Here is a 456-nt window from a genome sequence, read left to right as displayed (position 1 = left end):
CGGATCCCCCGAAAAAAGGACGTAGATCATGCAACTCGCACTCACGACCACCCTGAACACCACGTTCGACGACGCTGTCGAACGCACCCGTAAGGCATTGTCGGAGCAAGGTTTCGGGATACTCACCGAGATCGACATGAAATCGACCCTCAAAGCCAAGCTCGACGAAGCCCTGGAGGACTACCTCATCCTCGGCGCCTGCAACCCGACGTTGGCACATCGCGCAGTCGGAGTGATGCGGGGGATCGGATTACTGTTGCCCTGCAACGTCGTCGTGCGCGCCGATCCCTCCGCGGAGAACACCGTCATCGTCGATGCGATGAACCCCGCCCTCATGGTTCAGGTGACCGGCGAACCCCGACTGCAGTCCGTCGCCGACGAGGCGACCACCAGGCTGCAGGCAGCTCTCGATTCGCTCACCGCACAGTAGAACCGAGCTCGAACAACAATCGCATG

1 protein-coding gene is annotated in these 456 nt (G+C 60.7%); it reads left to right on the top strand.

The features are described 5' to 3' along the window. Window positions 1-28 precede the first annotated feature (28 nt). Window positions 29-430, top strand: a complete 402-nt coding sequence (locus EW028_RS24350) for a DUF302 domain-containing protein (protein ID WP_131522767.1) — start codon at window positions 29-31, stop codon at window positions 428-430. Window positions 431-456 lie beyond the last annotated feature (26 nt).

The sequence above is a fragment of the Lysinibacillus sp. OL1 genome, from assembly GCF_004332175.1.
In the GTDB taxonomy this organism is placed as follows: Bacteria; Bacillota; Bacilli; order Bacillales_A; family Planococcaceae; genus Lysinibacillus; species Lysinibacillus capsici.
This window is presented reverse-complemented; position numbering and strand designations above follow the sequence as displayed.

Bases quoted from the DNA above. Each gene is read 5' to 3' on its own strand.
- EW028_RS24350 (WP_131522767.1), top strand. From the start codon at position 29: ATGCAACTCGCACTCACGACCACCCTGAACACCACGTTCGACGACGCT.